Annotated in this window: 27 protein-coding genes; 24 read left to right on the plus strand and 3 right to left on the minus strand. The window is 70.5% G+C overall.

Annotated elements, in window-relative coordinates:
• Together ACWIF2_RS20255 and ffh are read left to right on the plus strand one after the other, a co-directional pair.
• Positions 1 to 2,380, plus strand: a 2,380-nt coding sequence (locus ACWIF2_RS20255; protein WP_454361903.1) for a [protein-PII] uridylyltransferase, incomplete at its 5' end; no start/stop codon positions are given.
• A gap of 81 nt (positions 2,381 to 2,461) precedes the next feature.
• On the plus strand, positions 2,462 to 4,012 hold the full coding sequence (ffh, locus tag ACWIF2_RS20260; RefSeq protein WP_454361904.1) for a signal recognition particle protein: 1,551 nt from the start codon (positions 2,462 to 2,464) through the stop codon (positions 4,010 to 4,012).
• Positions 4,013 to 4,097: 85 nt separating this feature from the next.
• Here the strand turns inward: ffh and ACWIF2_RS20265 are convergent, their stop codons facing one another.
• Both ACWIF2_RS20265 and ACWIF2_RS20270 read right to left on the minus strand, forming a co-directional pair.
• On the minus strand, positions 4,098 to 4,700 hold the full coding sequence (locus ACWIF2_RS20265; protein WP_454361905.1) for a hypothetical protein: 603 nt from the start codon (positions 4,698 to 4,700) through the stop codon (positions 4,098 to 4,100).
• A 139-nt stretch (positions 4,701 to 4,839) separates the two neighbouring features.
• Complete coding sequence (locus ACWIF2_RS20270) at positions 4,840 to 5,694, minus strand: methyltransferase domain-containing protein (RefSeq protein WP_454361906.1); 855 nt, start codon at positions 5,692 to 5,694, stop codon at positions 4,840 to 4,842.
• 199 nt (positions 5,695 to 5,893) lie between these two features.
• On the opposite strand from ACWIF2_RS20270, the gene proS reads away from it, so the two are divergent.
• The 18 genes from proS (at position 5,894) to ACWIF2_RS20360 (ending at position 20,482) form a co-directional block, all read left to right on the plus strand.
• Complete coding sequence (gene proS, locus ACWIF2_RS20275) at positions 5,894 to 7,309, plus strand: proline--tRNA ligase (RefSeq protein ID WP_454361907.1); 1,416 nt, start codon at positions 5,894 to 5,896, stop codon at positions 7,307 to 7,309.
• Between the two features lie 249 nt (positions 7,310 to 7,558).
• Positions 7,559 to 8,167, plus strand: a complete 609-nt coding sequence (locus tag ACWIF2_RS20280; protein WP_184598513.1) for a hypothetical protein — start codon at positions 7,559 to 7,561, stop codon at positions 8,165 to 8,167.
• A gap of 284 nt (positions 8,168 to 8,451) precedes the next feature.
• The gene (rpsP, locus tag ACWIF2_RS20285) at positions 8,452 to 8,871 is read left to right on the plus strand and encodes a 30S ribosomal protein S16 (protein ID WP_215118293.1); all 420 of its coding nucleotides are present in this window, start codon (positions 8,452 to 8,454) and stop codon (positions 8,869 to 8,871) included.
• Positions 8,872 to 8,873: 2 nt separating this feature from the next.
• Positions 8,874 to 9,113: an RNA-binding protein gene (locus ACWIF2_RS20290; protein WP_003973401.1), complete on the plus strand. Its 240-nt coding sequence runs from the start codon at positions 8,874 to 8,876 to the stop codon at positions 9,111 to 9,113.
• An 82-nt stretch (positions 9,114 to 9,195) separates the two neighbouring features.
• Positions 9,196 to 9,738, plus strand: coding sequence for a ribosome maturation factor RimM (gene rimM / locus ACWIF2_RS20295; RefSeq protein ID WP_382496900.1), 543 nt, complete (start codon positions 9,196 to 9,198; stop codon positions 9,736 to 9,738).
• Positions 9,738 to 10,571: a tRNA (guanosine(37)-N1)-methyltransferase TrmD gene (gene trmD, locus ACWIF2_RS20300; protein ID WP_454361908.1), complete on the plus strand. Its 834-nt coding sequence runs from the start codon at positions 9,738 to 9,740 to the stop codon at positions 10,569 to 10,571. Before rimM ends, trmD begins: the two co-directional genes overlap by 1 nt.
• A gap of 135 nt (positions 10,572 to 10,706) precedes the next feature.
• The gene (gene rplS, locus ACWIF2_RS20305) at positions 10,707 to 11,057 is read left to right on the plus strand and encodes a 50S ribosomal protein L19 (RefSeq protein WP_030852073.1); all 351 of its coding nucleotides are present in this window, start codon (positions 10,707 to 10,709) and stop codon (positions 11,055 to 11,057) included.
• A gap of 45 nt (positions 11,058 to 11,102) precedes the next feature.
• Positions 11,103 to 11,831, plus strand: coding sequence for a signal peptidase I (lepB, locus tag ACWIF2_RS20310; protein WP_454361909.1), 729 nt, complete (start codon positions 11,103 to 11,105; stop codon positions 11,829 to 11,831).
• Positions 11,824 to 12,915 carry a signal peptidase I gene (lepB, locus tag ACWIF2_RS20315; protein ID WP_454361910.1) on the plus strand — a complete coding sequence of 364 codons (1,092 nt, stop codon included), beginning with the start codon at positions 11,824 to 11,826 and terminating at the stop codon, positions 12,913 to 12,915. Before lepB (ACWIF2_RS20310) ends, lepB (ACWIF2_RS20315) begins: the two co-directional genes overlap by 8 nt.
• Complete coding sequence (lepB, locus tag ACWIF2_RS20320) at positions 12,803 to 13,765, plus strand: signal peptidase I (RefSeq protein ID WP_454361911.1); 963 nt, start codon at positions 12,803 to 12,805, stop codon at positions 13,763 to 13,765. The genes lepB (ACWIF2_RS20315) and lepB (ACWIF2_RS20320) overlap by 113 nt, the downstream gene beginning before the upstream one ends.
• 51 nt (positions 13,766 to 13,816) lie before the next feature.
• Positions 13,817 to 14,596: a signal peptidase I gene (gene lepB / locus ACWIF2_RS20325; protein WP_454361912.1), complete on the plus strand. Its 780-nt coding sequence runs from the start codon at positions 13,817 to 13,819 to the stop codon at positions 14,594 to 14,596.
• On the plus strand, positions 14,586 to 15,110 hold the full coding sequence (locus ACWIF2_RS20330) for an NUDIX hydrolase (protein WP_382496886.1): 525 nt from the start codon (positions 14,586 to 14,588) through the stop codon (positions 15,108 to 15,110). Before lepB (ACWIF2_RS20325) ends, ACWIF2_RS20330 begins: the two co-directional genes overlap by 11 nt.
• Before the next feature lie 56 nt (positions 15,111 to 15,166).
• Positions 15,167 to 15,475, plus strand: a complete 309-nt coding sequence (locus ACWIF2_RS20335; RefSeq protein WP_003993268.1) for a DUF2469 domain-containing protein — start codon at positions 15,167 to 15,169, stop codon at positions 15,473 to 15,475.
• Between the two features lie 58 nt (positions 15,476 to 15,533).
• Entirely contained in the window at positions 15,534 to 15,935 is a 402-nt protein-coding gene (locus ACWIF2_RS20340; protein ID WP_454361913.1) for a YraN family protein, read from the plus strand.
• Positions 15,935 to 17,560 carry a YifB family Mg chelatase-like AAA ATPase gene (locus ACWIF2_RS20345; RefSeq protein WP_454361914.1) on the plus strand — a complete coding sequence of 542 codons (1,626 nt, stop codon included), beginning with the start codon at positions 15,935 to 15,937 and terminating at the stop codon, positions 17,558 to 17,560. Before ACWIF2_RS20340 ends, ACWIF2_RS20345 begins: the two co-directional genes overlap by 1 nt.
• Positions 17,557 to 18,717: a DNA-processing protein DprA gene (gene dprA, locus ACWIF2_RS20350; protein ID WP_454361915.1), complete on the plus strand. Its 1,161-nt coding sequence runs from the start codon at positions 17,557 to 17,559 to the stop codon at positions 18,715 to 18,717. The genes ACWIF2_RS20345 and dprA overlap by 4 nt, the downstream gene beginning before the upstream one ends.
• 271 nt (positions 18,718 to 18,988) lie before the next feature.
• A complete protein-coding gene (gene whiG / locus ACWIF2_RS20355) occupies positions 18,989 to 19,831 on the plus strand; it encodes an RNA polymerase sigma factor WhiG (RefSeq protein ID WP_184598498.1) in 843 nt (280 codons plus the stop codon).
• 93 nt (positions 19,832 to 19,924) lie between these two features.
• Positions 19,925 to 20,482, plus strand: coding sequence for a TetR family transcriptional regulator (locus tag ACWIF2_RS20360; protein ID WP_454361939.1), 558 nt, complete (start codon positions 19,925 to 19,927; stop codon positions 20,480 to 20,482).
• A 107-nt stretch (positions 20,483 to 20,589) separates the two neighbouring features.
• Here the strand turns inward: ACWIF2_RS20360 and ACWIF2_RS20365 are convergent, their stop codons facing one another.
• Entirely contained in the window at positions 20,590 to 21,156 is a 567-nt protein-coding gene (locus ACWIF2_RS20365) for a peptidoglycan DD-metalloendopeptidase family protein (protein WP_454361916.1), read from the minus strand.
• A gap of 273 nt (positions 21,157 to 21,429) precedes the next feature.
• On the opposite strand from ACWIF2_RS20365, the gene rpsB reads away from it, so the two are divergent.
• The 4 genes from rpsB (at position 21,430) to frr (ending at position 25,045) form a co-directional block, all read left to right on the plus strand.
• A complete protein-coding gene (rpsB, locus tag ACWIF2_RS20370; RefSeq protein ID WP_454361917.1) occupies positions 21,430 to 22,362 on the plus strand; it encodes a 30S ribosomal protein S2 in 933 nt (310 codons plus the stop codon).
• 177 nt (positions 22,363 to 22,539) lie between these two features.
• Positions 22,540 to 23,376 (plus strand): translation elongation factor Ts, encoded by an 837-nt coding sequence (gene tsf, locus ACWIF2_RS20375; protein ID WP_432966992.1) that lies wholly within the window; start codon positions 22,540 to 22,542, stop codon positions 23,374 to 23,376.
• Between the two features lie 184 nt (positions 23,377 to 23,560).
• On the plus strand, positions 23,561 to 24,319 hold the full coding sequence (gene pyrH / locus ACWIF2_RS20380; protein ID WP_454361918.1) for a UMP kinase: 759 nt from the start codon (positions 23,561 to 23,563) through the stop codon (positions 24,317 to 24,319).
• A gap of 168 nt (positions 24,320 to 24,487) precedes the next feature.
• A complete protein-coding gene (frr, locus tag ACWIF2_RS20385; RefSeq protein ID WP_382496871.1) occupies positions 24,488 to 25,045 on the plus strand; it encodes a ribosome recycling factor in 558 nt (185 codons plus the stop codon).
• Positions 25,046 to 25,080 lie beyond the last annotated feature (35 nt).

Here is a 25,080-nt window from a genome sequence, read left to right on the forward strand (position 1 = left end):
GCGTCTCCTCACCGAGGAGGCGCGGTCCGGGCCGCCGCGCCGTGCGGCCCTGGCCGAACTGACGGACGACTGGCTCACCGGTCTGTTCGCCGCGGGCGCGGAGGGACTGCGCGGGGCCTCCCTGGTCGCCGTCGGCGGCTACGGACGCGGCGAGCTGTCCCCACGCAGCGACCTCGACCTGCTCCTGCTGCACGACGGCAGCGACACCAAGGCGGTCGCCGCCCTCGCCGACCGGCTCTGGTACCCCGTCTGGGACCTGGGTCTGGACCTCGACCACTCCGTGCGCACGCCCGTCGAGGCCCGCAAGACGGCCGGCGAGGACCTCAAGGTGCAGCTCGGCCTGCTGGACGCCCGGCACATCGCCGGCGACCTCGGCCTCACCGCCGGACTGCGCACGGCCGTGCTGGCCGACTGGCGCAACCAGGCGCCGAAACGCCTCCCCGAACTCCAGGAACTGTGCGCCGAGCGCGCCGAGCGCCAGGGCGAGCTGCAGTACCTGCTGGAACCCGATCTGAAGGAGGCCCGGGGCGGGCTGCGCGACGCCACCGCCCTGCGCGCCGTCGCCGCCTCCTGGCTGGCCGACGCCCCGCGCGAGGGCCTCGCCGACGCCCGGCGCCGGCTCCTCGACGTACGGGACGCCCTGCACCTGGCCACCGGGCGGGCGACCGACCGGCTCGCCCTCCAGGAGCAGGACCAGGTGGCCGCCGAGCTCGGCCTGCTCGACGCCGACACGCTGCTGCGGCAGGTGTACGAGGCGGCACGGGTCGTCTCGTACGCCAGTGATGTCACCTGGCGCGAGGTGGGGCGCGTGCTGCGGTCGCGCGCTGTGCGGCCCCGGCTGCGCGCCATGCTGGGCGGTGGCAAGCCCGTGACGGAGCGGTCTCCGCTGGCCGAGGGGGTGGTGGAGCAGGACGGCGAGGTGGTGCTCGCCCGTGCCGCGCGCCCCGAGCGCGACCCGGTGCTGCCGCTGCGCGCCGCCGCGGCCGCCGCGCAGGCCGGACTCCCGCTCTCCCTGCACGCCGTACGGCGCATGGCCGCCGCCGGGCGCCCGGTGCCCACGCCCTGGCCCGCCGAGGCACGCGAACAGCTCGTGACCCTGCTCGGCTCCGGCCGCCCGACCGTCGAGGTCTGGGAGGCACTGGAGGCCGAGGGGCTGATCACCCGGCTGCTGCCCGACTGGGAGCGGGTGCGCTGTCGCCCGCAGCGCAACGCCGTGCACCTGTGGACCGTCGACCGGCACCTCATCGAGACCGCCGTACAGGCCTCCGAGTTCACCCGCCGGGTCAGCCGTCCCGACCTGCTGCTGGTCGCCGCGCTGCTGCACGACATCGGCAAGGGCTGGCCCGGTGACCACTCGGTGGCCGGCGAGATCATCGCCAAGGACGTGGCCGCCCGTATCGGCTTCGACCGCCACGACGTGACGGTCGTCGCCACCCTCGTACGGCACCATCTGCTCCTGGTCGAGACGGCCACCCGGCGTGACCTGGAGGACCCGGCCACCGTGCGCTCCGTCGCCGAGGCCGTCGGCTCCCAGGGCACCCTGGAACTGCTGCACGCGCTCACCGAGGCCGACGCCCTGGCCACCGGACCGGCCGCCTGGTCGTCCTGGCGCGGCTCGCTCGTCGCCGACCTCGTCAAGCGGGTCTCGGCGGTGCTCGCCGGGGACGCCCCGGACGACCTCGAGGAGGGCGCGCCGACCGCCGAGCAGGAGCGCCTCGCCCTCGAGGCGGCGGCGACCGGCAGCCCGGTCCTCGCCCTGCGGGCACAGACCGAGCCGCCCGCCGGGCAGGAGCCGTCCGGCGACCCCGAGCCGCTGGGTGTGGAACTTCTCATCGCCGTCCCCGACCAGCCGGGCGTCCTGCCCGCCGTGGCCGGTGTCCTCGCCATGCACCGGCTGACCGTGCGCACGGCGGAACTGCGCTCCCTGACCCTCCCGGACGGCGTCGACGGCTCCGTGCTGCTGCTGGACTGGCGGGTCGCCGCCGAGTACGGCTCGCTGCCCCAGGCCGCCCGGCTGCGCGCGGACCTCGTGAGGGCCCTGGACGGCTCACTGGACATCGCCGGCCGCCTCGCCGAACGGGACGCGGCCTATCCGCGCCGCCGAGGCCTGTCCGCCCCGCCGCCCCGGGTCTCCGTCCACCCGGCCGCCTCCCGGCTGGCCACGGTGATCGAGGTCCGCTCCCAGGACGCCCCGGGCCTGCTGTTCCGCATCGGCCGCGCCTTGGAGGACGCGAGCGTACGGGTGCGCAGCGCACATGTCTCGACACTCGGCGCCAACGCCGTGGACGCCTTCTACGTGACCGGCCCGGAGGGCGCGCCCCTGCCCGGGGACGAGGCGGTGTCGGTGGCTCGGAAGCTGGAGGAGACACTGCGTGGGTGAGGCCGACCCGGCGACTTGTCACGCCGGGATACCCTGGAGGGCGATTCCCTGTAGCCACCAACCCTGAGGACCGCGAGCGCCGTGTTCGATACTCTTTCCGATCGCCTCTCAGCGACCTTCAAGAACCTGCGCGGCAAGGGGCGTCTCAGCGAAGCGGACATCGACGCCACGGCCCGGGACATCCGGATCGCGCTCCTCGAGGCGGACGTGGCGCTGCCGGTCGTCCGGGCGTTCATCAAGAACGTCAAGGAGCGCGCCCTCGGTGCCGAGGTCAGCAAGGCGCTGAACCCCGCCCAGCAGGTCCTCAAGATCGTCAACGAGGAACTCGTCACCATCCTCGGCGGCGAGACCCGGCGCCTGCGCTTCGCCAAGCAGCCGCCCACCGTGATCATGCTGGCGGGTCTGCAGGGTGCCGGTAAGACCACCCTGGCGGGCAAGCTCGGCCGCTGGCTGAAGGAGCAGGGCCACTCGCCGCTGCTGGTCGCCTGTGACCTCCAGCGCCCGAACGCCGTGAACCAGCTCAGCGTCGTCGCCGAGCGCGCGGGCGTCGGCATCTACGCGCCGGAGCCGGGCAACGGCGTCGGCGACCCGGTCAAGGTCGCCAAGGACTCCGTCGAGCACGCCAAGTCCAAGGTCCACGACATCGTGATCGTGGACACCGCCGGCCGCCTCGGCATCGACCAGGAGATGATGCAGCAGGCTGCGGACATCCGCGACGCCGTCTCCCCGGACGAGATCCTGTTCGTCGTCGACGCGATGATCGGCCAGGACGCGGTCAACACCGCCGAGGCCTTCCGCGACGGCGTGGGCTTCGACGGCGTGGTGCTCTCCAAGCTCGACGGTGACGCCCGTGGTGGTGCGGCCCTGTCGATCCGGCAGATCACCGGCAAGCCGATCATGTTCGCGTCGAACGGCGAGAAGCTCGACGACTTCGACGCCTTCCACCCTGACCGGATGGCCTCCCGCATCCTCGACATGGGTGACCTGCTCACCCTGATCGAGCAGGCGGAGAAGACGTTCAGCCAGGAAGAGGCCGAGAAGATGGCCTCCAAGCTGGCGTCCAAGAAGGGCCAGGACTTCACCCTGGACGACTTCCTGGCCCAGATGGAGCAGGTCAGGAAGATGGGCTCCATCTCCAAGCTGCTCGGCATGCTCCCGGGCATGGGCCAGATGAAGGACCAGATCCAGAACCTGGACGAGCGGGACGTCGACCGTACGGCCGCCATCATCAAGTCGATGACCCCGGCCGAGCGCCAGGAGCCGACGATCATCAACGGCTCGCGCCGCGCCCGTATCGCGCGTGGTTCCGGTGTCGACGTCAGCGCGGTGAAGAACCTGGTCGAGCGGTTCTTCGAGGCCCGGAAGATGATGTCCCGCATGGCCCAGGGCGGCGGCATGCCCGGGATGCCCGGCATGCCGGGCATGGGCGGCGGTCCCGGCCGGACGAAGAAGAAGCAGAAGCAGGCCAAGGGCAAGCAGCGCTCCGGCAACCCGATGAAGCGCAAGCAGCAGGAGCAGGAGGAGGCCGCCCGCCGGGCCGCCGCCGCCGAGGGCGGCAGCGCCTTCGGACTGCCGCAGCAGGGCGCCAAGGACTTCGAACTCCCCGACGAGTTCAAGAAGTTCATGGGCTGACGGCCCCACTTGGCACGACACCGAGGGCGCCCCCCTTATCTTTCCGAAGGGGGGCGCCCTCAGCGCTCTGTCAGCGGTCCGCGGGTCAGGCGCCGGGGAACTTCCAGACGTAGGGCTCGCCGTCCTCCTCGGACCAGTTGACCTCGATGCTCTTGGCGTTGGCCGGGATCACGTACGTCTCGCAGAAGACATGGCTCTCGCCCTTCTTCCAACTGTCGACGTCGTACGGGTCCTCGCAGCCCGCGGCGTCCTCGGAGGCGCCGATGAGGACGGTGCCGCGCTGTCCGTCGGCGGAGACCGTGGTGCTGTCGTGCACGTCGGAACCGTCGGTGAGGGCGGGGCCGCTCTTGTGCGTGTACTTCAGGTACGCGGTGGCCAGCACCTTGCCCTTGACCTTGTCCGGTTCCGAGACGGCCTTGGCGGCCTCGGCCTCGGTGCCCACGTCGACCTTCTGCGCCAGGATCTCGTAGGTGACCTTGCCCGGGTCCTCCTCGACCGTGCCCGTGGCGCTCTCGCCGCTTTCCATCTCGCCGCCGGACGTCGGCTCCGGCGAAGGGTAGACCTTGGCCTTCTCGGTGGCCGGGCTCTTCGCGTCGGCGTTGTCGTCGCCGCCACCGCAGGCGGTGAGCGACAGAGCGAGGACGGCGACGGGCGCGACGAGACGCAGCGCGGTCTTGTGGTGCGGCAAAGCAGCTCCTGTATGCAGATGTGTAGATCCCCCGAGCAGTGGATCAGATTAAGCGGTCATGATCCACTTGAGGGCGCCAGAAGCACCGCACCGTGCTTTCTTCACGCCATTCACACCTGCACCGGACACAGTCCGATCTTTATGGAACCCGGGCGATCAGATACCGAAAGACATTGGGCATCCACACGGTTCCGTCCTGCCGCTGGTGCGGATGCAGTGCCTCGGTCAGCTCCTTGTCGACCTGCACCTGGTCGGTCGCGGTCATCGCCGCGTCGAACAGCCCCGTCGACTTGAGCCCGCGTACCGCGCTGTCCACGTCCGCGTAGCCGAAGGGGCACGCCACCCGTCCGGACCCGTCCGGCTTGAGCCCGGCCCGCTGGGCGACGTCCTCCAGGTCGTCGCGGAGGGCGGGACGCCAGCTGCCCGTATTGCGCAGCGGCTCCGCCAGCTTCGTGGCCACCCGCAGCACGGACGCCGTGGCGCACCGCTCCGGCGGACCCCAGCCGGCCAGCACCACGGCCGCACCGCGCTCGGCGAGCGGCGTCGCCTCCGCGAGCAGCCCGCTCATCCCCTCCGAGTCGCCCGCCAGGCACCCGATCGGTTCGAAAGCGGTCACCAGGGTGTACGCCGGAGCACCCGATGCCGTCGCGTCCCGGGGCGAGCCCGCGATCAGCCGGGCCTCCGCCCGCGCGCGCGTGCCCCACGCCTCGGGCCGCAGCCGCTCCCGCGCGAAGGTCATTCTTTCGGGGGAGGAGTCGACACCGGTGACCGCCGCTCCCCGGGCGGCGGCCATCAGCAGGGCGAGCCCGGAACCGCAGCCGAGGCCGAGCAGCCGCGTGGCGGGACCCACGTCCAGTCGCTCGTGTACGGCCTCGTAGAGCGGCACGAGCATCCGCTCCTGGATCTCGGACCAGTCACGCGCGCGTGCACGCAGGTCCACGCGGGGTGCGGCCCCCGCGTGAGGCACGTGCTGCCGCACGAGCGTAGGTGTCATAAGTAAGCGCCCCAATCCGCCGAGAGTTGCCTCTTGCCCGATTCCATGGCCCCCGTGACAGTGCGCTCGCACTACCCCCGTATGCCAGGAAACTCCCCCCTCGACCTGTCGTCCAGTGGAATGCGCCCGGGCATGTGAGTTGTCATGTGCCTATGGCGAGATTTCACATTCCGGCAACTTGGGCCCGTACCATCTCGCCATGGCCAAGGCACCCGTTCTCACCTCCCAGGCGGACGATTTCCCGCGCTGGTACCAGGATTTGATCACCAAGGCGGAGCTCGCCGACAACGGTCCGGTGCGCGGCACCATGGTCATCCGACCGTACGGGTACGGCTTGTGGGAGCGGATGCAGTCCGAGATGGACACCCGCATCAAGGAGACGGGCACCCAGAACGCGTACTTCCCGCTGCTGATCCCCCAGTCGTACCTGACCAGGGAGGCGGACCACGTCGAGGGCTTCGCGCCCGAACTGGCCGTGGTCACCCACGGCGGCGGCAAGGAACTCGAAGAGCCCGCCGTGGTCCGGCCCACCTCCGAGATGATCATCAACGACTACTTCTCGAAGTGGGTGCAGAGCTACCGCGACCTGCCGCTCCTCATCAACCAGTGGGCGAACGTCGTGCGCTGGGAGCTCAGGCCCCGCCTGTTCCTGCGCACGTCCGAGTTCCTCTGGCAGGAGGGCCACACCGCGCACGCCACGTACGAGGAGGCGCGCGACTTCGCCGCCCACATTCACCGGCGGGTCTACGAGGACTTCATGGTGAACGTGCTCGCGATGGACGTCGTCCCGGGCCGCAAGACCGTCAAGGAGCGGTTCGCCGGCGCCGTCAACACCCTCACGCTCGAAGGCATGATGGGCGACGGCAAGGCCCTCCAGATGGCCACGAGCCATGAACTGGGCCAGAACTTCGCGAAGGCCTTCAACACCCGGTACCTGTCCAAGGACGGCCGGCAGGAGCTGGTCTGGCAGACCTCCTGGGGCTCCACCACCCGCATGATCGGCGCCCTGGTGATGATGCACGGCGACGACAACGGCCTGCGCGTCCCGCCGCGGCTCGCGCAGATCCAGGCCGTCGTGCTCGCGATCAAGGGCGACGACGCGGTTCTGGCCAAGGTCCGCGAACTCGGCGACCGGCTGAAGGCGGCCGGTGTCCGCGTCCAGGTCGACGACCGCACCGACACCCCCTTCGGCCGCCGTGCCGTCGACTGGGAGCTCAAGGGCGTCCCGGTGCGCATCGAGGTCGGCCCGCGCGACCTGGAGAACGGCACGGCGATGCTGGCGCGCCGCATCCCGGGAGGCAAGGAGCCGGTGTCCCTGGACTCCCTGGTGTCGCTGCTGCCCAAGATCCTGGAGGAGGACCAGGCGCTGCTGCTGAAGCAGTCCCGCGAGCGCCGTGAGTCCCGTACCACCGAGGTCTCCACGTTCGAGGAGGCCGTCGAGGCGGCCACCGCCGGCGGCTGGGCACGCATCCCCTGGTCCGTGCTCGGCGAGGAGGGCGAGTCCAAGCTCGCCGATCACGCCGCGACCGTACGGTGTCTGGTCACCGAGGACGGGGCGGTGCCGGACGCCGACGACGCACCCGGTAACGTCGCCGTCGTGGCACGCGCTTACTGAGCGGGACGCAAGGCGGCCGAAACGCCTCTTGCGTACGCGCGAACCCCTGCTTCCCCGGCGCGTGGACTGATCTACGCGCCGGTGCGTACGCGGAACTACGCACCACCTTGTGGTGAGCTGCGAGGCTTCTCCACAGATCAGCGCACGCGCCCTCGTCAGGTCGCATCAGAGGCAACTGACGGGTACGTGCAAATTATTTGGGATGGCCCGGAATCGGAACACTGTGGCCCCCCGGCTCGTTGTCATTACGTGAGCACGACACAGACACCACCTGTTCTCGCCGCAGAGCTGGCACAGGCGTGGGCCGATATTCAGCGGTACCACCCCGAGTTGCCCGACCTTGCCGCGCCAGAGTCCCTGATCGGGGAGTCGTCGTCCGCGTGCGGTCACGAGCTCTCCTTCGAGCGACTGCTCCATGAGGCAGTCCATGGCATCGCCGCCTCGCGCGGCGTCCGCGACACCTCCCGTGCCGGCCGCTACCACAACCGCAGATTCCTCGCGATCGCCGAGGAGCTGGGCCTGGACCACCCCGAGGAACCGCATCCCAGCAGCGGTTTCTCCCTGGTCACGCTCACCCCCGAGGCGAAGCGCCGCTACCGCCCGACGATGGAACGCCTCCAGCGCGCCCTGAAGGCCCACACGGCCGCGACCTCCTCCGACACCTCCCGCACCTTCCGGGGCCCGGCCGCACGCCACGGCTCCTCCGGCGGCGGCGTACGCGTCAAGGCGGTCTGCGACTGCGGCCGCAACGTCCGCGTGGTGCCGTCGGTGCTCGCCCAGGCGCCGATCGTCTGCGGTGGCTGCGGCAAGCCGTTCCGTATCCCGGACGTCGTGGGGGCGGGAGCCGTGGCGGGCTGACGTCGGCACCGGCATCTCGTGGCTGCCGGTCGAGACGCGCTGCCGGGGTGTGCACCCGACGTACCTAACCTCCGCGCCGGGTGCCGGCCCGGCATGCCCGGGCAGCGGCGCACCCCCGGCAAGGCGGCCCGGCGGGGTGTGGCACAATGGCTAGCTGTACTCGACAGTCGCACAGGACCCCTCTCTCCTCCGGCTGACGCGTCCATCGGGCACTCGGGTACCGCAACCCCACGCGGCTTCTCTCGCCGTGCCCAACCACGTCAAATCCAGGAGAATCCACTCCCGTGGCAGTCAAGATCAAGCTGAAGCGTCTGGGCAAGATCCGTTCGCCTCACTACCGCATCGTCGTCGCCGACTCCCGTACCCGCCGTGACGGCCGGGCCATCGAGGAGATCGGCAAGTACCACCCGACGTACAACCCGTCGGTGATCGAGGTCGACGCCGAGCGTGTGGCGTACTGGCTGGGTGTCGGCGCGCAGCCGACCGAGCCCGTGCTTGCCATCCTCAAGAAGACCGGCGACTGGCAGAAGTACAAGGGCGAGCCCGCCCCGGCTCCGCTGCTGCAGGCCGCCGAGAAGTCGGCCCGCCCGTCGTTCGAGGCCCTCGGTGGCGAGGACGAGGGCAAGGGTGAGGCGATCACCCAGAAGAAGAAGGCTGAGAAGAAGGACGAGGCGGCCGCTGAGTCCGCGTCGACCGAGGCCTGAGCATGCTCGAGGAGGCTCTCGAGCACCTCGTGAAGGGCATCGTCGACAACCCTGACGATGTGCAGGTCGCCTCGCGCAACCTGCGCCGCGGCCGGGTGCTCGAGGTCCGGGTGCACCCGGACGACCTCGGCAAGGTGATCGGCCGCAACGGCCGCACCGCACGCGCCCTGCGCACCGTCGTGGGCGCCATCGGCGGTCGCGGTGTCCGCGTCGACCTCGTCGACGTGGACCACGTCCGCTGACGCTTATCGAAACCGGCTCGGGCCGGGGAGGGCCCACAGGGCCGTCCCCGGCCCGCAGTCGTATGACAGGAGAGTTGGACACGTGCAGCTGGTAGTCGCACGGATCGGCCGTGCCCATGGCATCAAGGGTGAGGTCACCGTCGAGGTCCGTACCGACGAGCCGGAGCTCAGGCTCGCGCCCGGCGCCGTACTCGCCACCGATCCCGCCACCACGGGACCGCTCACCATCGAGACGGGACGCGTCCACAGCGGCCGCCTCCTCCTGCGCTTCGAGGGCGTCAGCGACCGCACCGGCGCCGAGGCCCTGCGCAACACCCTCCTGATCGCCGAGATCGACCCGGAGGAACTGCCCGAGGGCGAGGACGAGTACTACGACCACCAGCTCATCGACCTCGACGTGGTCACCGCGGACGGCACGGAGGTCGGCCGGATCACGGAGATCTCGCACCTGCCCTCCCAGGACCTGTTCATCGTGGAGCGCCCCGACGGCAGCGAGGTGCTGATCCCCTTCGTCGAGGAGATCGTCGCCGAGATCGACCTCGAGGAGCAGAAGGCCGTCATCACCCCGCCGCCGGGCCTGATCGACGACCGCGCCGAGATCGCGTCCAGCCGGGACGAGTCGTAATGCGCCTCGACGTCGTCACGATCTTCCCCGAGTACCTGGAACCGCTGAACGTCTCACTCGTCGGCAAGGCACGCGCGCGTGGACAGCTCGACGTCCATGTGCACGACCTGCGTTCCTGGACCTACGACCGTCACAACACCGTCGACGACACGCCCTACGGCGGCGGCCCCGGCATGGTGATGAAGACCGACCCCTGGGGGGACGCGCTCGACACCGTGCTGGCCGACGGTTACGAGACCGGCTCCCGCGAGCCCGCCCTCATCGTGCCCACGCCCAGCGGGCGCCCCTTCACCCAGGAACTCGCCGTCGAGCTCTCCGAGCGCCCCTGGCTGATCTTCACGCCGGCCCGCTACGAGGGCATCGACCGGCGGGTCGTGGACGAGTACGCGACCCGGATGCCGGTGTACGAGGTGTCCATCGGCGACTACGTCCTGGCCGGTGGCGAGGCGGCCGTCCTGGTCGTCACGGAGGCCGTGGCGCGGCTGCTGCCGGGCGTCCTGGGCAACGCCGAGTCTCACCGGGACGACTCCTTCGCGCCCGGTGCCATGGCGAACCTGCTGGAGGGGCCCGTCTACACCAAGCCGCCCGAGTGGCGCGGCCGGGACATCCCCGACGTGCTGCTCAGCGGCCACCACGGCAAGATCGCGCGCTGGCGCCGGGACGAGGCGCTGAAGCGTACGACCGCCCACCGGCCCGACCTCATCGAGCGGTGCGACCCCAAGGCCTTCGACAAGAAGGACCGCGAGATGCTGTCCATCCTGGGCTGGTCACCGGACCCCGCGGGGGAGCCGTACGGCCGATTTTGGCGCAGGACCAAGGGCATGGAACAATAGGTCGCTGTTGTGCGTCCGTCCGGCGTGCGCCCCTGCCACAGGGGGAGATGACGCCCGTTCCGACGCGTACAGCCCTGATCCGAAACACCTAGATTCCGTTGATGACCTGTGGCATCAGCGAGGAAAGCAGACGAAATGTCTCACCTGCTCGACACCGTCGACTCCGCGTCGCTGCGCAGCGATGTCCCCGCCTTCCGCCCGGGCGACACGGTCAACGTCCACGTCCGCGTCATCGAGGGCAACCGCTCCCGTGTGCAGCAGTTCAAGGGCGTTGTGATCCGCCGCCAGGGTTCCGGCGTGCGCGAGACCTTCACGGTCCGCAAGGTCTCCTTCTCCGTCGGCGTCGAGCGCACCTTCCCGGTGCACACCCCGATCGTCGAGAAGATCGAGCTCGTCACCAAGGGTGACGTCCGCCGCGCCAAGCTGTACTACCTGCGCGAGCTGCGCGGCAAGGCCGCGAAGATCAAGGAGAAGCGCGAGAACTGAGCGCTCTCCGGGGTTCGCGTCGGGGCCGGATAACATCTGGCTCCGATGGACACCGAAGCACAGCAGACGGAGCGCGACCGCTCCTCCCGCCCTTCCGACTCCGAGGAGACCTCGGACCCAGGAGGGCCGGAGGAACGGTCGCGTTTCGCGTTGGTGTCGCGTGTCAGTGCATGGGTTCCGGGCGGCCGGATCACTCTGACCTTGTTGACCTGCCTGATTTTCCTGCTGCTGCTCAGTACGTTCGTGCTGCGGCCGTTTCAGATCCCCAGCGGATCCATGGAGCGGGGATTGAGGATCGGGGACCGGGTTCTCGTAAATAAGTTGGCGTACCGTTTCGGTGCCCAGCCGCGGCGGGGAGACATCGTCGTGTTCGACGGGACGGGGTACTTCGGGCACGCGGACTACATCAAGCGCGTTGTCGGTGTGGGGGCGGACCGCGTGGTCTGCTGCGACAAGAAGGGGAGGATCCAGGTGAACGGCCGGCCGGTCGACGAGTCGGGCTTCCTGTACCCCGGAGACAGCCCATCCGCGGTTCCCTTCGACGTCGTGGTGCCCGACGGCACCCTGTTCGTGCTCGGCGACCACCGCGCCGACTCCAGCGACTCCCGCGACCACCTCGGCTCCCCGGGCGGCGGCATGGTCCCGGTCGGCGAAGTGATCGGCCGCGCCGACTGGATCGTCTGGCCCTTCGGCCACGCCACCCGGCTGCAGCGCCCGGACACCTACGCGCGCGTGCCCGCTCCCGCCGCCGGTAGGGCGGGCGCCCATGGGTAACCGCGGCAAGCCGCGCGGCGTCGCCACGAGCGCCGCGGAAAACCTGCTGCCCACCGGCGCCCGGCGCGCCGCGAGCCCGTCCGGCGGACGTACCCGCGCCGAGCGGCGCAAGCTCCAGCGCAAGGTCAAGCGGCGCCGCAGGCGCGGTGCCGTCAAGGAGATACCGCTCCTCGTCGGCGTCGCCGTCCTCATAGCCCTCGTGCTGAAGACGTTCCTCGTCCAGGCCTTCGTCATCCCGTCGGGCTCCATGGAGCAGACGATCCAGATCGGCGACCGCGTCCTGGTCGACAAGCTCACCCCGTGGTTCGGCTCCGAGCCGCAGCGCGGTGACGTCGTCGTCTTCAAGGACCCGGGCGGCTGGCTCCAGGACGACCAGACCGCCACCCCGAAGGAAGACCCCGTCGTCATCAAGCAGGTCAAGGAAGGGCTCACCTTCATCGGCCTGCTGCCGTCCGAGGACGAGAAGGACCTCATCAAGCGGGTCGTCGGCGTCGGCGGCGACAAGGTCAAGTGCTGCGACACCCAAGGCCGCGTGACCGTCAACGGCATCCCACTGAACGAGGACTACCTGTACCCCGGCAACGCCCCGTCCGACACGCCGTTCGAGATCACGGTCCCCCAGGGGCGGTACTGGGTGATGGGCGACCACCGGAACAACTCCGCGGACTCCCGCGCCCACCAGGACACCGACTACGGGGGCACGGTCTCCGAGGACGAGGTCGTGGGCCGCGCCATGGTCATCGCCTGGCCCTTCGGTCACTGGAACATGCTGGAGGAACCGAATACCTACGCCTCCGTGTCCGACTCGGCCACCGGGTCGACCGCTGCCGCCCCGCTGTCGCATAGGGTTGCCTCCGACGATTCGAACGGAACGATCCAGCTCCCGACCCCTGCGGAACTCCCGCTCGTTATGGGAGTGGTGGGCCTGCGCCGTGTATGGGGCAGGCGGCGGCACAGAGTGAGGAGTTGGCGTGGGGGATGTGGCGGTCGGCGCACGGTCCGGACACGACGGCGAGGAGCATCGCGGGCGCCCCGCGGAATCCGTCGTCCCGGCCGCGGACAGCGCCGTGACCTCCGGGAATGACTCCGGGGCAGCCGAGGGTGACAGGGTGACAGGCGCGCACAGCACAGCGGATGGCCAAGGGCCGGGCGGTACGAACCGGACGCCGAAGAAGGCACGCTCCTTCTGGAAGGAACTGCCCATTCTGATCGGCATCGCGCTGGTGCTGGCGCTGCTGATCAAGACCTTCCTGGTGCAGGCGTTCTCCATCCCCTCCGACTCGATGCAGAACACGCTCCAGCAGGGTGACCGCGTCCTGGTCGACAAGCTCACCCCATGGTTCGGCTCCGAGCCCGAGCGCGGCGAGGTCGTCGTCTTCCACGACCCCGACAACTGGCTGGCGGGTGAGCCGACCACGGATCCGAACGCCCTGCAGACCTTCCTCAGCTGGATCGGCCTCATGCCGTCCGCGGAGGAGAAGGACCTGATCAAGCGGGTCGTCGGCGTCGGCGGCGACACGATCGAGTGCAAGGGCACGGGCCCGCTGACGGTCAACGGCAAGGCGCTGGACGAGCGGTCGTACGTCTACCCGGGCAACACGCCGTGCAGCGTCGACGACCAGGGCGGCCAGTTCAAGGTGAAGGTCCCCGAGGGCTCCATCTGGGTCATGGGCGACCACCGGCAGAACTCCCGGGACTCCCGCTACAACCAGGCGGACCGGCACAAGGGCATGGTCCCGGTGAAGGAGGTCGTCGGACGGGCCGTCGTCATCGCCTGGCCGATCAACCGCTGGGACAACCTGCCGGTGCCGGACACCTTCGACCAGTCCGGTCTGAACGCCCAGCCGGCCGCGGCCGACTTGACGGTGGCGCCGCAGGGGCTGGCGCTCGCCGGTGCGGTGCCTGTGGTGCTGTGGTGGCGCCGGAAGCGGTGATTCCGACGGCGGGCTGACCCCGGCTGGTACCCCCGGGTAGGGTGCGGACCCATGGGTGGCGAGAGCATGACGCACACGGCCCCGCGCAGCGGTGGCACAGGTACGGGCCCGGTGGGCAGCCGGACCGGACAGCGGTTGTCCGGGCTGGCCGTCGCGCTGGGCCTCGTGCTTTTCCTCGGGGGGTTCGCCTGGGGAGCGGTGGTCTACCGGCCGTACACCGTGCCGACCAGCTCGATGACGCCGACGATCGACGCGGGGGACCGGATCCTCGCGCAGCGTGTCGACGGTGATCAGGTGCGCCGCGGCGATGTCGTCGTCTTCAAGGACGCGACCTGGGCCAACGCGCCGATGGTCAAGCGCGTGGTCGCCATCGGCGGCGACACGGTCTCCTGCTGCCAGGACGGCAAGCTCAAGGTCAACGGCAAGGAGATCGACGAGCCCTACCTGCCCAAGGGCACGGCGGCCGAGATCAGCAACTTCCCGACCGTGACCGTCCCCAAGGGGCGGCTGTTTCTGCTCGGAGACGAGCGCGGCAGCTCCGTGGACTCCACCGCCCACCTGACCGACGCCGCGAGTGGCACGGTGGCGCGCTCCGCCGTCGACGCCCGCGTCGACTCCGTCGTGTACCCCATGAAGGGCATGCTGGAGCGCCCGACCGGCTTCGAGGCGCTCGGCAGCCTCTCCTCGCCCGGACCGCTGCGGACGATCACCGCCGCGGTGATCGCCGGCGCCGTGCTCGTCCTGGGCGGGGGCGCCTACGGCCCGATCGCCAAGCGCGCGGGCGCGGCCCGTGCCCGGCGGGGCAGTGCGGAGCCCGCGGGTGTCCGCTGAGGCTGTGGGGGCGGGTCAGGACTCCTACGAGGGCGGGCTGCGCAAGGTCGCCCGGGTGGTGCTGCTCGACCCGCAGGACCGCATCCTGCTGCTGCACGGGCACGAGCCGGACGATCCGGCCGACGACTGGTGGTTCACCCCCGGCGGCGGAGTGGAGGGCGACGAGACCCGTGAACAGGCTGCCCTGCGGGAACTCGCCGAGGAGACGGGCATCACCGAGGTCGAGCTCGGCCCGGTGCTGTGGCGGCGGAAGTGCTCGTTCCCGTTCGCGGGCCGCCGCTGGGACCAGGACGAGTGGTACTACCTGGCTCGTACGGACCGCACGGAGATCGCCGCCGCCGGGCTGACCGAGCTGGAGCGGCGGAGTGTCGCCGGAGCGCGCTGGTGGACGTGTCCGGAACTGACCCGGGCACATGAGACGGTGTATCCGACCAGACTCGCCGGGCTGCTGCGTACGCTGCTCGACGAAGGTCCCCCGGCCAGGCCCGTGATCCTTGACCCGGAAATCGTCTAGGGGCTCACAGGACTGGCGCACAATGGTGGGATCGCACGGCTGAAGGGGAACATGCCATGAGCGCCGAGGACCTCGAGAAGTACGAGACCGAGATGGAGCTGAAGCTCTACCGGGAGTACCGCGATGTCGTCGGTCTGTTCAAATACGTGATCGAGACCGAGCGGCGTTTCTACCTGACCAACGACTACGAGATGCAGGTGCACTCGGTCCAGGGTGAGGTGTTCTTCGAGGTGTCCATGGCGGATGCCTGGGTGTGGGACATGTACCGGCCGGCGCGGTTCGTGAAGCAGGTTCGGGTTCTTACGTTCAAGGACGTGAACATCGAGGAGCTGAACAAGAGCGACCTCGAGCTGCCGAGTGGGTGACGGAGTTATCCACAATCACTGAGCCTTCCACCAAGATCCACTTCATGGGGGCGGGTGCGTGATCGTTGGCGCCGGAGGTGGTGCCGACATGAACGCACAGCGGGCGCGCAGCGCCATGGGCAAGTACGGCGAGAGCCTGGCCGCGCGGCGGCTGGCCGAGGCCGGTCTGACGGTGGTGGAGCGCAACTGGCGCTCCGGCCGGACGGGTGAGATCGACATCGTGGCCAGGGACGGTGACGTCCTGGTCGTCTGCGAGGTGAAGACCCGCAGGGAGGGTCCCTTCGAGCATCCGATGGCGGCCGTGACCCCGCAGAAGGCGGAGCGGCTGCGGGATCTCGCCGAGCGGTGGATCCAGAGCCACGGGGGCGCACCGCCCGGCGGGGTCCGCATCGACGTGGTCGGCGTGCTGCTGCCGTACCGCGGCGCGGCCGTGGTCGAGCATGTGCGGGGGGTGGCCTGATGGGATTCGCCCGTACGTGTTCGGTGGCGCTGGTGGGCGTCGAGGGCGTGGTCGTCGAGGTCCAGGCCGATCTCGAACCGGGCGTCGCGGCGTTCACGCTGGTGGGGCTGCCCGACAAGAGCCTGACGGAGAGCAAGGACCGGGTGCGCGCCGCGGTCGTCAACTCGGGCGCGGCCTGGCCGCAGAAGAAACTCACGGTCGGCCTGAGCCCGGCCTCCGTCCCGAAGTCCGGCAGCGGCTTCGACCTGGCCGTCGCCGCGGCGGTCCTCGGCGCGGCGGAGCGCATCGATCCCCGGGTCCTCGCCGACATCGTGATGATCGGGGAACTGGGCCTTGACGGGCGGGTCCGGCCGGTCCGCGGGGTGCTGCCGGCGGTGCTGGCGGCGGCGGACGCGGGGTATGAGCAGGTGGTGGTGCCGGAGTGCGCCGCCGCCGAGGCGTCCCTGGTGCCAGGGGTGTCGGTGCTGGGCGTCCGGAGCCTGCGGCAGCTGATCGCCATCCTGGCCGACGAACCCGTGCCCGACGAGGAGCCGGACGAACAGGGTCGCCCGGACCCGCTCCTCGCCGGCCTGCGCGTGCCCGGTACGGGCGCGGCCACAGGCATGCACAGCGTCGGAGCGGCCCAGCACGACCACGGTCACGACCTCGCGGACGTCGTGGGGCAGACCTCGGCGCGCACGGCCGTGGAGGTGGCCGCGGCGGGCGGGCACCACCTGTTCCTCGAAGGGCCTCCCGGCGCGGGCAAGACGATGCTCGCGGAGCGGCTGCCGGCCATCCTGCCCCTGCTCGGCCGGCAGGAGTCGCTGGAGGTCACCGCGGTCCACTCGGTGGCGGGCCTGCTGCCCCCGGGCAAGCCGTTGATCGACGTCGCTCCCTACTGCGCCCCGCATCACTCGGCCACGATGCAGGCACTCGTCGGCGGCGGCCCGGGTGTCGCGAGGCCCGGTGCGGTGTCGCTGTCCCACCGGGGAGTCCTCTTCTTGGACGAGACGCCCGAGTTCAGCAGCCGGGCCCTGGACGCCCTGCGCCAGCCGCTGGAGGCGGGGCATGTCGTGATCGCGCGCAGCGCGGGAGTCGTGCGCTTCCCTGCGAAGTTCCTCATGGTGCTCGCGGCCAACCCCTGCCCGTGCGGCCGGTTCTCGCAGCGGGACGATCTGTGCGAGTGCCCGCCCTCGGCGATCCGCCGCTACCAGGCCAGGCTCTCCGGCCCGCTCCTCGACCGGGTCGACCTGCGCGTCGAGGTGGACCGCGTCACCCGCACCGAGCTGACCGCCCTCGGCGCGCGGGGCGACTCCACGGCCACGGTCGCCGACCGGGTACGGGCGGCCCGGGAACGGGCCTCGGAGCGCCTCGCCGGCACCCCCTGGCGCACCAACAGCGAGGTACCCGGCCGCGAGCTGCGCAGCCGCTGGTACGCGGTGCCCGGCGCCATGGACGAGGCCGAGCGGAACCTGGAGCGGGGTGTCCTGACCGCCCGTGGACTGGACCGCGTCCTGCGGGTGGCCTGGACCGTCGCCGATCTCGTCGGCCATGACCGGCCCGACGCGACGGACGTCGCCCTCGCGCTCCAGCTGCGCACCGGTGTGCCGCGGGGCGTCCCGATGGCCATCGGAGCGCTGACGTGAGTGCCGTCGGCGAACCGGACGACGAACTGCTCGCCCGGGTGTTCCTCACCCGGGTCCTCGAGCCCGGGGACGAGGCCGGTGGGCGGTGGGTGCGGGAGTTCGGGGTCGGGGAGGTGGTTCGGAGGCTGGTGGAGGGCCGGCAGGGCCTGCCCGGGATCAGCGGCAAGCGGTGGCAGGGGCTGCTGGCCAGAGCCGAGACGGCACGGCCCCGAGAGGACCTCGCCGTCGCCCGGGAGGCCGGGGTGCGGTTCGTGTGCCCCGGGCACCCGGAGTGGCCGGGACAGCTCGACGACCTCGGGGATGCCAGGCCCATCGGGCTGTGGGTGCGGGGGCGGGCCGGTCTGCGGATGTGGGCGCTGAAGTCCGTGGCCGTCGTCGGCGCCCGGGCCTGCACCGAGTACGGGGCGCACATGGCGGCCACCCTCGCCGCCGGCCTCGCCGAGCAGGGCTGGGTCGTGGTGTCCGGCGGCGCCTACGGAGTCGACGGCGCCGCCCACCGCGGCGCCCTCGGCGCGGGCGGCGCCACCGTCGCCGTCCTCGCCTGCGGCGTCGACCGCCCCTACCCGCGCGGACACACCCAGCTGATCGGCAGAATCGCCGAACAGGGCCTGGTCATCGGCGAGTTGCCGCCCGGCGACCATCCGACACCGAGCCGCTTCATCCTGCGCAACCGGGTGATCGCGGCCCTCACCCGCGGCACCGTGGTCGTGGAAGCCGCCCACCGCAGCGGCTCCCTGGTCACGGCGCGGGCGGCACAGCGCCTCGGCCGTCACACGATGGGAGTACCGGGCCCGGCCACCAGCGGGCTCTCCGCCGGAGTGCACGAACTTCTGCGCGGCGAGGCGGCCCTGGTCACCGACGCCGCGGACGTCGTCGAGCTGGTCGGCACCATCGGACAGCTGGCTCCCGACCGGCGCGGCCCTGTCCTGCCCCGGGATCTGCTCGAACCCGCCGCCCGACAGGTGCTCGCCGCCCTCCCGGGCGGCCGGGCCGCCGGGCCGGACGAGATCGCGCGCCGCGCACAGACCACACAGGAGGACGCGATCGCGAGACTGTACGAACTGCGGGCACTCGGTTACGTCGAACGACACGGCGATGGCTGGAAGTTGACACGCCAGGCGGTGATGTCGGTCCGCGGCGGTCCCGGACCATGCTGACCGCGCGTGTTCGGCCGTCCGGGGGAACCTCGACACCCCTTGGAAATGCGCCCAGTTGGGCTCCTCCGGTGATCACGCTGAGCGACCGCGGCGCTCCGCCGGAGCCCCTGCGGAACGTATCCGGGTCCGCCTTGGCCTCCGTTCTTCGCACACCGCGACACCGCAGTCACGCTACGCTCACGAGGATCCCGACACGGACAGGCAACTCGACATCAGACAGACAGCTCACCCTGGCAGCACCACTCCGCAGCAGAACGGCACAAGGCGACGAATGCCCCAGCACACCTCCGGGTCCGACCGGGCGGCGATCCCCCCAGCCGCCCGTGACGGTGGCAGCGTACGGCCGCCCGCTCCCTCGACGCTCGACGAGTTGTGGCGGTCGTACAAGGCGACGGGGGACGAGCGGCTGCGGGAGCAGCTGATCCTGCACTACTCGCCGCTCGTGAAGTACGTCGCGGGACGCGTCAGCGTGGGCCTGCCGTCCAATGTGGAGCAGGCGGACTTCGTCTCGTCCGGGGTGTTCGGGCTGATCGACGCGATCGAGAAGTTCGACATCGACCGGGAGATCAAGTTCGAGACGTACGCGATCACCCGGATCCGCGGCGCGATGATCGACGAGCTGCGGGCGCTCGACTGGATCCCCCGCTCGGTGCGGCAGAAGGCACGCAATGTGGAGCGGGCCTACGCCACGCTGGAGGCGCGGCTGCGGCGGACGCCGACGGAGGGCGAGGTGGCCGGCGAGCTGGGCATCGCGGTGGAGGAACTCCACGCGGTGTTCAGCCAGTTGTCGCTGGCCAACGTGGTGGCCCTGGAGGAGCTGCTGCACGGCGGGGGAGAGGGCGGTGACGGGCTGAGCGTGATGGACACGCTGGAGGACACCGCCGCCGACAACCCCGTGGAGGTCGCCGAGGACCGGGAGCTGCGGAGGTTCCTGGCCCGGGCGATCAACACGCTGCCCGAGCGGGAGAAGACCGTGGTCACGCTCTACTACTACGAGGGCCTCACCCTGGCCGAGATCGGGAACGTGCTGGGCGTGACCGAGAGCCGGGTCAGCCAGATCCACACCAAGTCCGTGCTGCAGCTCAGAGCGAAACTGGCGAGCTTCGGGCGCTGACCTGGGCGGATGCCGATGGGTCGAGGCGAGCCACTCCCGTCGGGCGCGACGCGTCCGTAGAGTGTTGACGTGCCAAGGATTCGAGCGGCCTCCGTGGCCGAGCACCGGTCGATGCAGCGAGCCGCCCTGCTGGACGCGGCTCGTTCCTTGTTGTCCGAGGGCGGTACGGAGGCGCTGACCTTCCCGGCCCTCGCCGAGCGGACGGGCCTCGCGCGATCGTCCGTCTACGAGTACTTCCGGTCACGGGCGGCCGTGGTCGAGGAGCTGTGCGAGGTCGACTTCCCCGTCTGGGCGGCGGACGTGTGGGCGGCGATGGAGCGGGCGGAGACGGCCGAGGCCAAGGTCGAGGCGTATGTGCGCCGACAGCTGGAGCTGGTCGGGGACCGGCGGCACCGGGCCGTGGTCGCGATCTCCGCGAGCGAGCTCGATGCGGGGGCCCGGGAGAAGATCCGGGCGGCGCACGGTGGGCTGGTCGCGATGATCGTCGAGGCGCTGGCCGAGATGGGGCATGCGCAGCCTCGGCTGGCGGCGATGTTGTTGCAGGGGGTTGTGGACGCGGCCGTTCGGAGGATCGAGCTGGGGGCGGCGGAGGAGCCGGACGCCATCGCGGAGGCGGCGGTGAGTATGGCGCTGCGGGGTGTGCTGGGCTGAGGGGCGTCGGGGCCGGCGCCGGGTGGGTGCGCAGCCCGGCGTAGCGGGGTGCAGCCTGCGCCCACCCGTGCCGCCCCAGCGGCACGACTGCCCGCAGGCTCAGGGGCTCAGTACACCGGCAACAGCCTCGACGGGCCCCTGTGCAGGAGCCACGGGGGCAGTAGCGACAACGGGTTCAAGTACGTCTCGCCTCTGCGCAGGCCCCAGTGCACACACGTGGTCGTGCAGTGTGAGCCGGCGGCTTCCACCGTGCCGATCACCTCGCCCGGTTCCACCTCCTCGCCCTCCTCCACCGTCGCCGTCACCGGTTCGTGTGTCGTGCGCAAGGGTGGATCGCCGGTCCCCGTGAGTTCCACTGACACGACCCCCTTGCCGGCCACCCGGCCCGCGAAGGACACCCGGCCCCCGGCCACCGCCCGTACCGGCGTTCCCGGCGCTGCCGCCAGGTCCACGCCCCGGTGGCCCCGGCCGTACGCCGTCGCCGGGGGTTCCCAGCCGCGGAGGACCTGCGGGCGTAACCCGACGGGCCACGCGCGTCCCAGCGCCGGGACGGTGGGGTCCGGGGCGGGCGCCGCGGCGAACAGCCGCGGCGGCGGGGACAGCAGGACGGCCGTCGTCAGAACCAGCAGCAGGATCAGCCGCGTACACGTACGCACACATCGCTTCGCTCGCATGCGCAGAGCGTCCCGTACCACCGCCGGTCACCGTGCGTGGCTGTGGACCGTTGTTCGGTTGTGGACAACGGCGTCACCCGGTACCCCGCGGGTCCCGTACACTTCTGGTGGCGACCCGGGTCACCGGGTCGACTTCGCACGCCCCGATACGCACCCCGGCAACGGGCTGTATCAGCGCCCCTCGGTCCCTCGTGGAACGGCGCGCAGTGGGCGTCAGGCGCGGAAGCCGTCCGGCATCCGCGGCACAACCGAGAAATTCAAGGAGATACGGCCATGGCCGTCGTCACGATGCGGGAGCTGCTGGAGAGCGGCGTCCACTTCGGTCACCAGACCCGTCGTTGGAACCCGAAGATGAAGCGCTTCATCTTCACGGAGCGCAACGGCATCTACATCATCGACCTGCTCCAGTCGCTGTCGTACATCGACCGCGCCTTCGAGTTCGTCAAGGAGACCGTCGCCCACGGCGGCACGGTCATGTTCGTCGGCACGAAGAAGCAGGCGCAGGAGGCCATCGCCGAGCAGGCCACCCGCGTCGGCATGCCCTTCGTCAACCAGCGCTGGCTGGGCGGCATGCTCACCAACTTCTCGACCGTCTACAAGCGTCTGCAGCGCCTCAAGGAGCTCGAGCAGATCGACTTCGAGGACGTCGCCGCGTCCGGTCTGACCAAGAAGGAGCTTCTCGTGCTCTCGCGCGAGAAGGCCAAGCTGGAGAAGACCCTCGGTGGTATCCGCGAGATGCAGAAGGTGCCCAGCGCCGTCTGGATCGTGGACACCAAGAAGGAGCACATCGCCGTTGGTGAGGCCCGGAAGCTGAACATTCCGGTCGTCGCGATCCTCGACACCAACTGCGACCCCGACGAGGTCGACTACAAGATCCCGGGCAACGACGACGCGATCCGCTCCGTCACCCTGCTCACCCGCGTCATCGCCGACGCCGTCGCCGAGGGCCTCATCGCCCGTTCCGGCGTCGCCACCGGCGACAAGGGCGAGAAGGCCGCGGGCGAGCCGCTGGCCGAGTGGGAGCGCGACCTGCTCGAGGGCGAGAAGAAGGCCGACGAGGCCGCCCCCGCCGCTGAGGCCGCTCCGGCCGCCGAGGCTGAGGCTGCTCCGGCCGCCGACGCCGCTCCGGCTGCTGACGCCGCTCCGGCCGCCGAGGCCGAGAAGCCGGCCGAGGGCGAGAAGGCCGCCGAGGCCGAGCAGGCCTGACCCGTCAGTCCGAGGTGACGGCGGGAGCGGTACTCCATCCCACAGCGCTCTCGGGCGCGGTGAAGTCCGCTCCCGCCGTTCACCCGTAGGTCAGCGGAAGGACAGCGCCCTCCGGCTCCATGGGTGCGTATCCGCAGATCTTCGATCTTCCAGACTTCGAGAAAGATTCACAGACTCATGGCGAACTACACCGCCGCCGACGTCAAGAAGCTCCGTGAGCTCACGGGCGCCGGCATGATGGACTGCAAGAAGGCGCTGGACGAGGCCGAGGGCAACGTCGAGAAGGCCGTCGAGGCGCTCCGCATCAAGGGCCAGAAGGGCGTCGCCAAGCGCGAGGGCCGTTCCGCCGAGAACGGTGCCGTGGTCTCGATCATCGCCGACGACAACTCCTCCGGTGTCATCGTCGAGCTGAAGTGCGAGACGGACTTCGTCGCCAAGGGTGACAAGTTCCAGGCCGTGGCCACCACCATCGCCGAGCACGTCGCCAAGACCTCCCCGGCCGACCTCGAGGCCCTGCTCGCCTCCGAGATCGAGGCCGGCAAGACCGTCCAGGCGTTCGTGGACGAGGCCAACGCCAACCTGGGCGAGAAGATCGTCCTGGACCGCTTCGCGCAGTTCGGTGACGGCTACGTGACGGCGTACATGCACCGCACGATGCCCGACCTGCCCCCGCAGATCGGTGTTCTCGTCGAGCTGGACAAGCCGAACGCCGAGATCGCCAAGGGCGTCGCCCAGCACATCGCCGCCTTCGCGCCGAAGTACCTCTCCAAGGAGGACGTGCCGGCCGAGGTCGTCGAGTCCGAGCGCCGCGTCGCCGAGGAGACCACCCGCGCCGAGGGCAAGCCCGAGGCCGCCCTGCCGAAGATCGTCGAGGGTCGCCTCAACGGCTTCTTCAAGGACGCCACGCTGCTCGGCCAGCCCTACGCGCTGGACAACAAGAAGTCCGTCCAGAAGGTCCTGGACGAGGCCGGTGTCACCCTGAAGCGCTTCTCGCGCATCAAGGTCGGCATCTGAGTCCGTACCGCGATCGACGCCCGACCCCGATAAGGTCGGCAGCAGTCGTCCGTGTACGCCGTCACATGGGTGGCGGACGACAGCAGATCTGACAAGGAGGCCATTGCCGTATGGGATGCGAAACACGCCCCACCGGCAATGGCCTTCTTGGTATGTGCAACACGTGAAAGAGGCGGAATCCCCCATGACCACCAAGCCCCAGAAGAGCGACGACGGCAAAGTGCGCGGCCGGTTTCTGCTGAAGCTGTCCGGAGAGGCCTTCTCCGGTGGCGGGGGCCTGGGCGTCGACCCCGACGTGGTGCACAAGATCGCCCGCGAGATCGCGGCCGTCGTGCGTGACGGCGCGCAGGTCGCGGTCGTCATCGGCGGCGGCAACTTCTTCCGCGGTGCCGAACTCCAGCAGCGCGGCATGGACCGGGCCCGCTCCGACTACATGGGCATGCTCGGCACCGTCATGAACTGCCTGGCCCTCCAGGACTTCCTGGAGAAGGTGGGCGTGGACTGCCGTGTGCAGACCGCGATCACCATGGGGCAGGTCGCCGAGCCGTACATCCCGCTGCGCGCCGTACGGCACCTGGAGAAGGGCCGCGTGGTGATCTTCGGCGCCGGTATGGGCATGCCGTACTTCTCCACCGACACCACCGCCGCACAGCGCGCCCTGGAGATCGACGCCGAGGCACTGCTGATGGGCAAGAACGGCGTGGACGGGGTCTACGACTCCGACCCGAAGACCAACCCGGACGCGGTCAAGTTCGACCACCTCGGCTACGGCGAGGTCATCACGCGCGACCTGAAGGTCGCCGACGCCACGGCCGTCACGCTGTGCCGCGACAACAAGCTCCCGATCGTGGTCTTCGAGCTGCTGGCGGAGGGCAACATCGGGCGCGCCGTCAAGGGTGAGAAGATCGGCACGCTCGTCGGGGACGCGGCCGGCCGGGACTGAGGACCGGCCCGCACCACCCCGTCCGGGGGACGGACGGGACGGAGCCGGGCCGGGGGATGGACAATGTCCTGCCGGTCGGGAACCGTGCAGGAAGAAGACGCGACGCAGCCGGCCGCCGCCCCACATGGAACCGCAGCCGGGCCTACTCAAGACACGCAGGAGCAAGTGGTGATCGAAGAGACCCTCCTCGAGGCCGAGGAGAAGATGGAGAAGGCCGTCGTGGTCGCCAAGGAGGACTTCGCCGCGATCCGCACCGGCCGTGCGCACCCGGCGATGTTCAACAAGATCGTGGCCGACTACTACGGCGCGCCGACGCCGATCAACCAGCTGGCTTCGTTCTCCGTGCCGGAGCCGCGCATGGCGGTAGTGACCCCGTTCGACAAGACGGCCCTGCGCAACATCGAGCAGGCGATCCGCGACTCCGACCTGGGCGTCAACCCGAGCAACGACGGCAACATCATCCGAGTGGTGTTCCCCGAGCTGACCGAGGAGCGCCGCCGCGAGTACATCAAGGTCGCCAAGGGCAAGGGCGAGGACGCGAAGATCTCGATTCGCTCCGTGCGCCGCAAGGCCAAGGAAGCCATCGACAAGCTGATCAAGGACGGCGAGGTCGGCGAGGACGAGGGCCGCCGTGCGGAGAAGGAGCTCGATGACACCACCGCGAAGTACGTCACGCAGGTGGACGAGCTCCTGAAGCACAAGGAAGCGGAGCTGCTCGAGGTCTGATGAACGACTCTTCCTGGGGGGCGCCGCCACAGGCC

Source organism: Streptomyces sp. NPDC055506, assembly GCF_053643595.1.

Excerpts from the sequence above, each read along its gene's own strand:
- ACWIF2_RS20290 (WP_003973401.1), top strand. The coding sequence starts at position 8,874 with ATGCTCGAGGAGGCTCTCGAGCACCTCGTGAAGGGCATCGTCGACAAC.
- rpsB (WP_454361917.1), top strand. The coding sequence starts at position 21,430 with ATGGCCGTCGTCACGATGCGGGAGCTGCTGGAGAGCGGCGTCCACTTC.
- ACWIF2_RS20270 (WP_454361906.1), bottom strand. The coding sequence starts at position 5,694 with ATGACACCTACGCTCGTGCGGCAGCACGTGCCTCACGCGGGGGCCGCA.
- rplS (WP_030852073.1), top strand. The coding sequence starts at position 10,707 with ATGTCTCACCTGCTCGACACCGTCGACTCCGCGTCGCTGCGCAGCGAT.
- ACWIF2_RS20345 (WP_454361914.1), top strand. The coding sequence starts at position 15,935 with ATGGGATTCGCCCGTACGTGTTCGGTGGCGCTGGTGGGCGTCGAGGGC.
- tsf (WP_432966992.1), top strand. The coding sequence starts at position 22,540 with ATGGCGAACTACACCGCCGCCGACGTCAAGAAGCTCCGTGAGCTCACG.
- lepB (WP_454361909.1), top strand. The coding sequence starts at position 11,103 with ATGGACACCGAAGCACAGCAGACGGAGCGCGACCGCTCCTCCCGCCCT.
- ACWIF2_RS20365 (WP_454361916.1), bottom strand. The coding sequence starts at position 21,156 with ATGCGAGCGAAGCGATGTGTGCGTACGTGTACGCGGCTGATCCTGCTG.
- pyrH (WP_454361918.1), top strand. The coding sequence starts at position 23,561 with ATGACCACCAAGCCCCAGAAGAGCGACGACGGCAAAGTGCGCGGCCGG.
- ACWIF2_RS20335 (WP_003993268.1), top strand. The coding sequence starts at position 15,167 with ATGAGCGCCGAGGACCTCGAGAAGTACGAGACCGAGATGGAGCTGAAG.
- trmD (WP_454361908.1), top strand. The coding sequence starts at position 9,738 with ATGCGCCTCGACGTCGTCACGATCTTCCCCGAGTACCTGGAACCGCTG.
- proS (WP_454361907.1), top strand. The coding sequence starts at position 5,894 with ATGGCCAAGGCACCCGTTCTCACCTCCCAGGCGGACGATTTCCCGCGC.
- lepB (WP_454361912.1), top strand. The coding sequence starts at position 13,817 with ATGGGTGGCGAGAGCATGACGCACACGGCCCCGCGCAGCGGTGGCACA.
- whiG (WP_184598498.1), top strand. The coding sequence starts at position 18,989 with ATGCCCCAGCACACCTCCGGGTCCGACCGGGCGGCGATCCCCCCAGCC.
- lepB (WP_454361910.1), top strand. The coding sequence starts at position 11,824 with ATGGGTAACCGCGGCAAGCCGCGCGGCGTCGCCACGAGCGCCGCGGAA.